Source organism: uncultured Campylobacter sp., from assembly GCF_938045205.1.
Classification (GTDB): domain Bacteria; phylum Campylobacterota; class Campylobacteria; order Campylobacterales; family Campylobacteraceae; genus Campylobacter_B.
Window position 1 is genome coordinate 1 of the sequence record NZ_CALIMY010000164.1, and the last position, 9,081, is coordinate 9,081.

Below are 9,081 nucleotides of genomic sequence, written 5' to 3' on the forward strand. Positions count from 1 at the left end.
CGGGTATGAAATCCGCAAATTTATAAAAAAACGGCGGGTAGCGATACGCGGCGAAGGGCAGGCAAAAGGGCAGCTTCGGCGCGCTTTGCGGGCGCAGCAAGATATCAAATTTAGATATATTAAATTTAGAAAACCCGTCGTCTAGGATCACCAGCTCAAAGCCGAGAGTTTGCGCGCGCAAAATCCCTGCGGCGCGATCTTCGCTGACGATCACGTTTGCGCCGCGCAGAAACAGTGCGTACTCCATCGCCTCATCTCCGCTTTGCCCCACGTCGCAAAGCACCCGTCCGCCGAGCGCTACTTCGAGCAAGCCTCTGCTTTTGCGCCCGTATCCGCGAAGGATGATGCATGTTTTGAGCTCCCCGTTAAATTCTTTAAAAAGCGCCCGCACTAGCGGAGTTTTTCCGCTGCCGCCGAGGGTTAAATTTCCGACGCTGATTATTGGAATTTTAAATTTTTGCGGCTTAGCAAAGAGCCTTTTTAGGCAGACGATAAGCGTATAAAGCAGCGATAACGGCGCTAAAATCACTCCGAGCGCAAGCCATGCGGGGCTCGGGTCGTATAAGTTTCGCTCGATTAGGAGTTTAAACACGATTTTGCGCTATCTCTTTGATCTGCTCGCAGATGTAGCTCACATCGTCGTCGCTAAGCGCCGTATAGATCGGCAGGGATAAAATTTGCTGATAGTTTTTAAGCGCATTCGGGAAATCATTGACCTTGTAATTATATTTGCTTTTATAGTAGCTTAGCAGATGCACCGGCACGTAGTGCAGCGATACGCTTACTCCGCGCGCGATCAGCGCTTTGGCAAAATCGTCGCGATTTTTGTCGATCTTTACGATGAATTGAGTATAGATATGCTCCTCGCTGTCGCTTGGAAGCGTCACGTGCGGGCAGTTTGCGAGCTGCTCGCGGTAGGCTGCGGCGATCTGCTTGCGGCGCTTTATAAAGGCGTCGGTTTTCTCAAACTGAGCGATGGCGTAGGCGGAATTTATGGCGTTAAGATCGTATTTTTGACCGATGCGATCGACGTCGTAGGTAAAGGACATATTACCGTCTTTGTAAAAGGCGTCCCCCACGATGCCGCCGTTTCTTAAAATTTGCGCGGCGCTTGCGATCTCATCGTCGTTCGTGACGAAAAAGCCCGCCGTAGAGATTGCGTCTTGCGCTTGAGGATTGATCTGAAAGCAAGATATGAGCGAACTTTTAAGCGCTCCGATTTTTGCGCCCTTATAGGTAGCGCCCATGGCGCGGCACGCATCGTCGATGAGGATGATATTTTCGCTTTTGGCGACCTCGCTGATAGCGTCTATATCCGCAGCAAGCCCCGCGATGTGCGAGATGAAAGCGCATTTTAGTTTCTTGTGGCGGTTTTGATCTATCGTGCGAGCAAGGCTTTCGCTCGTGATATTAAAGTTTATCGGATCGATATCTACGAAAACGGGCTCTGCGTCGAAGTGGCGGATCACTTCGGCGACATTGGGGAAGGAATTTACGGAGCATAAAATTTTATCTCCGCGCTTAATATCCATCGCACAAAGCGCCAGATGCAGCGCCGTCGTGCCGCTCGTAGTCGATACGGCATGCTTTACGCCGAAGTACTTACAAATATCCTCTTCAAAAATTTCGCTATATCTTATATCGCTGTTATAAAGGGCGCTTTTAATTAAGTCTTCCTCTTTTTTATCGATTTGAGCCTTATAAAACGGTATCTCTTTCATAAATCTCTCCTTAGTGTGCGGGCTCTATGCGAGCGACCGCGGGTGCGCGAAGCTTAAAATTATTTTTAAGAATTCTACGGACGACAAATTTCACCAGCTCTTGATTGTGGCGCGAGTTTTGCAGATATTTTAGATCGTTTGCGGTTATTTGCTCGCCTGAGCGAAATTTCGTCCGCAGCGCTTCGTGCGAAAAAATATCTCTTAGCACGCTATCTAAGATCTCGTAGCTGTATCCAAGCTCACGTTCGTCGCTTTGGTTTTCCCATAAATCGGCGCTTGGGGCTTTTTTGATGATCGCATCGTCTATGCATAAAATTTTTGCGAATTTAAACAGATCGGTTTTTAAAATTTCGCCGATCGGATTAAACGCGCAGGCCAGATCGCCGTGGATCGTGCCGTAGCCGAGCATCCTCTCGCTAAGATTGCTCGTGCCTACGACTACGCCGCGTTTTTGCGCGCTGTAATCATAAAGTAAGCTCATTCTCACGCGCGCGGCGAAATTTCCGATGCGAAGAGCGCTTGCACCGGGATTTAAAGCGGTAAAATTTTCTACAAATGGCGCGATCTCTTGGATTTCGTAGGGGATATTAAAAGATTCGCAGTGAAAGATGCCGTCTGCCATATTTTCTAAATTTGAACCCGCACTAGGTAGGATAAGCCCGTAAGTGGGGATCTCCGTAAGTGCACAAAGCGCAGAAACCACGGCGCTGTCAAGCCCACCGCTGATGCCTACTACAAAGGCGTCCGCGCCCGTTTCATCGAGTCTCTCCGATAAAAAATCGGTCAGTTGCGGCAGCAAATCATCCAAAAACATTTATCTAACCTTAAAATTTTATATTAATTTGTAAGATTTTAACTATTTTTGGCTAAATTACGGCTTTAATATGAGCTTAAAAGGAGATTTTTGATGCAAATTTTAAAAAGAGCTTTCGGCGAATACGTGACGAATTGCTACATTATAAAGGGCGAGCAGGGCGATTTAGTGATCGATCCGGGCGAGGGCAGCTTTGATTGGGTGATACAAAATACGGGAAAGATCGCGGCGGTTTTGAATACGCACGGGCATTTCGATCACGTTTACGACGACGCGAAGCTGCAAAGGGCGGGCGCTAAAATTTATATCCACGAGGATGACGCCTTTATGCTGCGAGCGGATCCTTTTGAGACGATGCCAGAATCCATAGAAGCGGACGTGCTCATAAAAGGGCAGGAGCAAAGCCTTGAAATAGCGGGCTTTAACGTTAAATTTAGCCTCTTTGCAGGCCACACGCCGGGCAGCTGTATGATTGAAGTGGACGGCGTGATCTTTAGCGGCGACGTCATATTCAAAGGCTCTATCGGCAGGTGGGATTTTCCCTTTTCAAGCGGCGAGCAGATGAGAGAATCTCTGCATAAAATTTTGCAGATAAAGGGCGATTTTACGCTCTATCCCGGACACGGCCCGAATACGAGCCTAGCGGCCGAGAGGCAAAATTTAAAATATTTTTTGCAACTTTTTGAGCGCTGATCGTTTAAATTTAACCGTGTTTCGTCTCACAAGAAGCAGTGAAGCGGTGTGAAGCGGTGTGAAGCGGGTCGGCACCGGAAAATTTATACCGCTTTGCTCGCGGGCGCTAGAATTTATGCCGCTTTGTTTGTAGGTAGCGGAATTTATGCAACTTTGCCCGCATTACAGGCGCCGAAATTTGCCGCTTTATTTACCGCTGCGGGCGTTAAATTCTGCGCTGCGTTCGCACTATACCTGCGCCAGCTTGCGCTGCGTAGATAAAATTTTAAAATTTACCGCCGCTTATTAAATTTAGTAAAATTCCGTGCCGCCGAGCATGCAAGACGCAAAACGTTACGCGTGCGGGAGGAGGCGAAATTTAAATTTTGCACCGCCGTATCGACCCTAGCCGCTACAATAGATCCAATCCGAGCCCGCTAAATTTAGCTAAATTCCGCACTCTGTCGAATGCAAAATTTTCCCCGCGAACTGATTAAATTCGGTAAAATTTTACGCGTTTTTAGAGGCGCAGATCTCATTTCATATCGGTGCGCGAGTGCACGAAAAACGTTTTAAAGGCGCAGATCACGCCCGAAGCTGCACGTAGATACGCCTCGGGGCAGGGTAGCCCTCGATCGTGCGCGAGTCGTCGAGCGGGTCTAGGAAATTCTCCAGGCTCTGCCCGTCGATCCACTCCGTTTTGCGCTGCTCGCTAGCATCCGTGGGCTTTTGAGCCAAAATTTCAAAATCTCTGAATTTCGCCCTCTCGCACCAATTCTGCAGCGCGCCGACGGTCGGGACGAAGTAGATATTTGAAATTTTCGAGTAGCTGTTTTTCGGGCACAGCGCGAAATCGCCCGCTCCTTCGATATACATCGTGTCTAAAAACACCTCGCCGTCCGCATTTAGCGAGGCTCGCAGATCTTTTAGCATCTTTACGGGATCGCTGCGATGGTAGATGACGCCGAGACAGAAGATCGTGTCGAATTTATGCTCGTAAAAGGGCAGATGCTCCACGCCCAAAAGCTCGAATTTCGCGTCGCTGCGGAGGAATTTCTCGATGAAACGAAACTGCAGATAAAATAGCGCGCCGGGATCAAACCCCACGAGCCGCGCAGGCGCTAGCTCGCTTGCGCGAAACATATAGTAGCCGTTGTTGCAGCCCACGTCAGCGACGGTTTTGCCGCTCAGATTTAAAAACGGCCGTAGCAAGTTAAATTTCATGAAGCTTCGCCACTCGGCATCGATAAAAAGATCATTTAGCGCGAAAGGCCCCTTGCGCCACGGCTTTAGCGCTCGCGCGATACGTGTAATCTCATTCTCTTGCTCCGCGCTAGCGCTAAAGCTTGCACGCACGACGTCGCCGCACTCGCAGCCGCACTCGCCTATTTGCAGCGCCTCGATTGCACTTAAAATTTCGCGGTTTTGCCCGCTTTGTAGCTTTTTAAAGTTCTCGTCTCTGATTTTTTGCAGATCCATTTTTAATCCTAAAATTTCAAATTTAGCGCCATTTTAACATAAAATTTTATCCATTTTAAGGCGCAAAGAGATAAAATCGACTTGCAATTCAAGCAAAGGAGCAAAAAATGCAAGAAGCAAAAACGAGAAAATTTAGTCTCAGGTTTAATCACGAAATTTCAAGTAGTGGCGCAGAGGTGCGGCTTTGGCTGCCGTTAGTGCTGCAAGAGCCATATCAGAGGTTGCTTGGCGAATATCATGCCCGCTCAAATGCACAAGAGTCAGCTATCTGCGGAGATCATATAAGCACGTACTACGCGCGCTTCGCACCCGATAAAGAGGCAAGAGCGGGCGTCGGCAAATACGGCGAGCAAGGTGTCGTAGGCGAAGAGGATGATTATTTTGAGCTTAGCTTCGATATTGAAATTTCGGAGCGAAACACTGATTTTAGCAAGGTAAGTTTTAATGAAAATGAGCGCTTGAGCCCTGAAATCGAGGAGTTTTTAAAGCCATCAAAGCTAATTCCGGTAGAAGGCGCTGCGAAACAAAAATCAGACGAGATCACCGACTCGCTTAAAGGTGATCTGGAGAAAGCGCGCGCGATCTATGATTGGGTCGCAAAAAATATGAGTCGCGATAATAGCGTGATCGCATGCGGCAGCGGCGATGCAGCAGCGATTTTAAGCAGCGGTAAGCTAAGCGGCAAATGCGCCGATATTAATAGCGTGTTCGTCGCGCTCTGCAGGGCAGCTGGCATTCCTGCGCGCGCTATTTACGGCATCCGTACGGGCGCAGCGCAGAAATTTTCGCCTGAAATGGGCGTCATGGGCGTCCTAAGTGGCGGTGCGCTTGAAATTTCGGGCGCGCAGCATTGCAGAGCGGAATTTTATCTAAAAGGCCACGGCTGGATCCCGGTCGATCCCGCAGACGTTACGAAGGTGCGACTCGGCGAAGGCTTAAGCGAGGATGATTCTAAGCTGGCGCGGGTGCGCGAATATCTTTTTGGCAACTGGGAGCCGTGCTGGTTAGGCTTTAACTACGCTCGCGAAATCGTGCTAAATCCGCGCCCGGCGCATGTTCCGATTGAAATTTTTTCGCATCCGTATTGCGAAGTGGGCGGTACGCCGAAAGATCCGTACTCGCCTAAAAATTTTATCTACGAGTATTTTTCGCGCGAAATTTAATCCTCTGGCGGCTTGCATTTTACCGCCGCGATTTGCTTAAGCTAAGCCGCCGCGCTTCGTCGAGGCTCAACCCCGTTTCATCGAAGCGCACGCTTGGCTTTGCGACAGCAGCGCTTTTTGCATGATTTAGCCTACGCCACCGATACATACTGTCTGCGCGCCTAGTTTGCGGGCTATCATGCCCGCTTTGACGAAATTTCGCGCTATGTCTTAAAACGAAATTTTGAAATTTTAAAATTCCGCGGCGAGCGAAATTTTGAAATTTTAAATGTGGATAGAATTTTAAAATTCACGGCTTGCGGAATTTTAAAATTTAGCGATTTCAAAGCCGCAAAAGGCTAAAATCCACGCGTAATTAGGGCTAAGGCTTAGCCATTTTATTTTGAAGGCATTTCATGCAAAGACGCGATTTTTTAAGAAACACTGCGATTTTAGGCGCCGTTATGGCAACTCCGAGTACCATTTTGGGCGGGGAAAAAGTCATTGGCAAAAAGAGAACTTTCGGGCTATCGCTAAATCACGAAATTTTGGAGAAGGGCAAGCAGACTCGGCTTTGGATACCGCTTCCTCTTATCACGGAATATCAAAAGGTAAGCGACATAAAATTTGACGGCAATTTCAACGATCCGTCCGTGGACTACGGCGAAATTCCGACGCTCTATGCCGGCTACGTCGGTGTGGCAAAGCCCACGCTAAATATTAAATTTAGCGTCGAGACCTTTGAGCGTAACACCGACTTTAGCAAGGTAAAATTTAATCCGAACGAAAAGCTTAGCCCCGAGGTAGCGAAGTTTTTAGAGCCTAGTGCGCAGATTCAAATCGACGGCGTCGTCAAGCAAAAATCAGACGAGATCGCAGGCGGCATCAAGGGCGATTTGGAAAAGGCGCGCGCGATTTATACGTGGGTGGCGAACACTATGCAGCGCGATAACAGCGTGCTAGGCTGCGGGTTAGGGGACGTGAAGCAAATTTTAAGCAGCGGCAAGTTAAGTGGCAAATGCACCGACATAAATAGCGTTTTCGTTGCACTTTGCCGCGCGCAGGGCATCGCCGCAAGAGAGATGTTCGGCATCCGCGTCGGCGCGTCAAGATTTAGCACTCAAATGGGCGCCGCGCCTAAAGACGGCGTCAGCCATATCTCGGGCGCGCAGCACTGCAGGGCGGAGTTTTATCTAAAAGGCTACGGCTGGATCCCGGTCGATCCTGCGGACGTTACAAAGGTGCGATTGGGCGAGAAGCTAAGCAATGACGACAGCAAGCTCGCTAAAATCCGCGAGTATTTATTCGGCAACTGGGAGATGTGCTGGATCGGCTTTAACTACGCCAGAGACTTCACGCTGAGCCCACGCCCAGCGCAGTTTCCGATCAATAATTTCGGCTATCCTTACGGCGAAGTGGACGGCAACACGCTTAATTATTACTCGCCGAAAGATTTCAGCTACGATTACAGATCGAAGGAGCTGTAGCAGTTCGCGTTTTGCTATGTGGCACGTCGAACTACTTGAGCTTTTTGAGTAGGTATACAAGAGAGGCTTTCCGCTAGACGACTTTGGGCGGATGTGTAAAAGCGCGCCTAATCTGCATATCGCCGCGTCTGCATTGGAAAAAAATTCCGCGCTTTATTTGGCGTGGAATTTTAAAATTTTTTAGAATTTTGCGAGCGACATGGCAGCGAAATTTTGAAATTTTAAATGAAGGTACTATTAATTTTTCAGTAGCTAAAAAATCTACTGCAATTTTTGCTGAATCAGCAAGAGTTAAAAATGATGGTGTGATTAAATTAGGAGAAAGCTCAACAGGAATCTATGGAATTTATAAAGATAGTACTAGAAAATATGAAGGACATCCTGCTAGTCATAAGAATAAATTAGAAGTAACTACAACAGCGAATTCTAAGATAAGTTTAGGAAATAACTCAACAGGTATGTACTTAGTTAATGCTCAAAAATTAGATAATCTTGGTGGAGAAATAAAATCTAATACAGGAGCAACAAAGAATGTTGGTATCTATGCAATAAACGGTAAAATTGATGTTAAAGGAACTGCTGTAGAGAAAGCAGAAGCAAATGCTTATAATGGTAATGATGCTAACTTTAATATCTTAACTATGAATAATAAAGCAGATATCACATTAGGTAATGGTTCAGTAGGTATTTTTAGTAGAGGAAAAGATGCTGCAATAGCAAAGAGAAATATTGTAACAAATACAGGTTCTATTACAGTAGGTAAGAGTCTAACAGGGGCACCTGCAGTTGCTTTATATTCTGAAAATACAAAATTAGATACTAATTCAACAATTACTGTTGGGGAAAATGGTATAGGTTTCTATGGAAAGAATAGTGAAATAACAGCAAAAGGTACAGCTAACTTCCAAAATAAAGGTGTTTTAGCATATTTAGAAAAATCTAAATTTGTTTCTTATTTAGGAAATTTAAATGCTACACAAAATACTATGCTTTATTTAAAAAATAGTTCAGCTCAATTAGATGGAGCAGGAACTAAGGTTGATTTGAAAGTTGCTGATGGATATACTGGAGCATATATAGAAGGAAATTCTAAATTAACAGGAGTAAAAACAATAGAGTTAGGTAAAGATTCTACTGGTCTTTTCTTAAAAAATGCTAATTTTACTTCTGAAGCAGAAAAAATAGTTGGAACAAAAGCTAAAGCAAGAGGAATTTTAGCAACAGATTCTAATCTAATAAATAATAGTAAAATAAATTTAAGTGGAGTAGAATCAGTTGGAATTTACTCTAATGCAAATAGTTCAAAGACTGTGGTTAATAATGGAGAACTTACTTTATCTGGAAAACAAACACTAGGAGTATTTTTAAGAGGTGGACAATCTTTTGAAAATAAAGCTAATATAAATATAGCAGATTCAGCTGATGGAAAGAATCCAACTATTGGAATTTATACTGCTGAGGGAACTTCTAATATTAAACATACTTCTGGAACGATAGAAGTTGGACAAAAATCAATAGGTATCTATTCAAAAACTAGCTCAAATGTTGAAGTAAGTGCTGGAAAAATCCATATTAAAGATCAAGGTATAGGAATCTATAAACAAAATGGAAAAGTATCTATAAAAGGTATATTAGATATAGATAAACATACTGCAACAGTAAAAGACAGCGAACCTACTGGTGTATATGCTGTAAATGGAGCTCAAGTTGATGATCAAGCTTCTAAAATTTCTATAGGAGCAAAATCTTATGGATTTATCTTAAAT

General features: G+C 45.5%; 7 protein-coding genes and 1 pseudogene. 4 read left to right on the forward strand and 4 right to left on the reverse strand.

Features of this window, described 5'->3' with window-relative positions:
• The 3 genes from Q0198_RS10265 to nadE form a co-directional block, all read right to left on the reverse strand.
• Positions 1-592: tetraacyldisaccharide 4'-kinase (locus Q0198_RS10265; protein ID WP_297897790.1), on the reverse strand; the 592-nt coding region annotated here is incomplete at its 3' end.
• The gene (locus tag Q0198_RS10270; RefSeq protein ID WP_297897793.1) at positions 585-1,721 is read right to left on the reverse strand and encodes a DegT/DnrJ/EryC1/StrS aminotransferase family protein; all 1,137 of its coding nucleotides are present in this window, start codon (positions 1,719-1,721) and stop codon (positions 585-587) included. The genes Q0198_RS10265 and Q0198_RS10270, both read right to left, overlap by 8 nt.
• 10 nt (positions 1,722-1,731) lie before the next feature.
• Positions 1,732-2,535, reverse strand: coding sequence for an NAD(+) synthase (gene nadE / locus Q0198_RS10275; RefSeq protein WP_297897796.1), 804 nt, complete (start codon positions 2,533-2,535; stop codon positions 1,732-1,734).
• Between the two features lie 93 nt (positions 2,536-2,628).
• Here nadE and Q0198_RS10280 point away from each other — a divergent pair, with 93 nt between their 5' ends.
• On the forward strand, positions 2,629-3,228 hold the full coding sequence (locus Q0198_RS10280) for an MBL fold metallo-hydrolase (RefSeq protein WP_297897799.1): 600 nt from the start codon (positions 2,629-2,631) through the stop codon (positions 3,226-3,228).
• Between the two features lie 564 nt (positions 3,229-3,792).
• On the opposite strand, the gene cmoB is transcribed toward Q0198_RS10280, so the two are convergent.
• Complete coding sequence (gene cmoB / locus Q0198_RS10285) at positions 3,793-4,686, reverse strand: tRNA 5-methoxyuridine(34)/uridine 5-oxyacetic acid(34) synthase CmoB (protein ID WP_297897807.1); 894 nt, start codon at positions 4,684-4,686, stop codon at positions 3,793-3,795.
• A gap of 107 nt (positions 4,687-4,793) precedes the next feature.
• Between cmoB and Q0198_RS10290 the strand changes: the two genes are divergently transcribed.
• From Q0198_RS10290 to Q0198_RS10300, 3 genes and pseudogenes are all read left to right on the forward strand, one after another.
• Entirely contained in the window at positions 4,794-5,849 is a 1,056-nt protein-coding gene (locus Q0198_RS10290) for a transglutaminase-like domain-containing protein (RefSeq protein ID WP_297897809.1), read from the forward strand.
• A 395-nt stretch (positions 5,850-6,244) separates the two neighbouring features.
• Positions 6,245-7,315, forward strand: coding sequence for a transglutaminase domain-containing protein (locus Q0198_RS10295; protein ID WP_297897811.1), 1,071 nt, complete (start codon positions 6,245-6,247; stop codon positions 7,313-7,315).
• 83 nt (positions 7,316-7,398) lie between these two features.
• A pseudogene (locus Q0198_RS10300) lies at positions 7,399-9,081 on the forward strand (hypothetical protein); the annotation flags it as partial.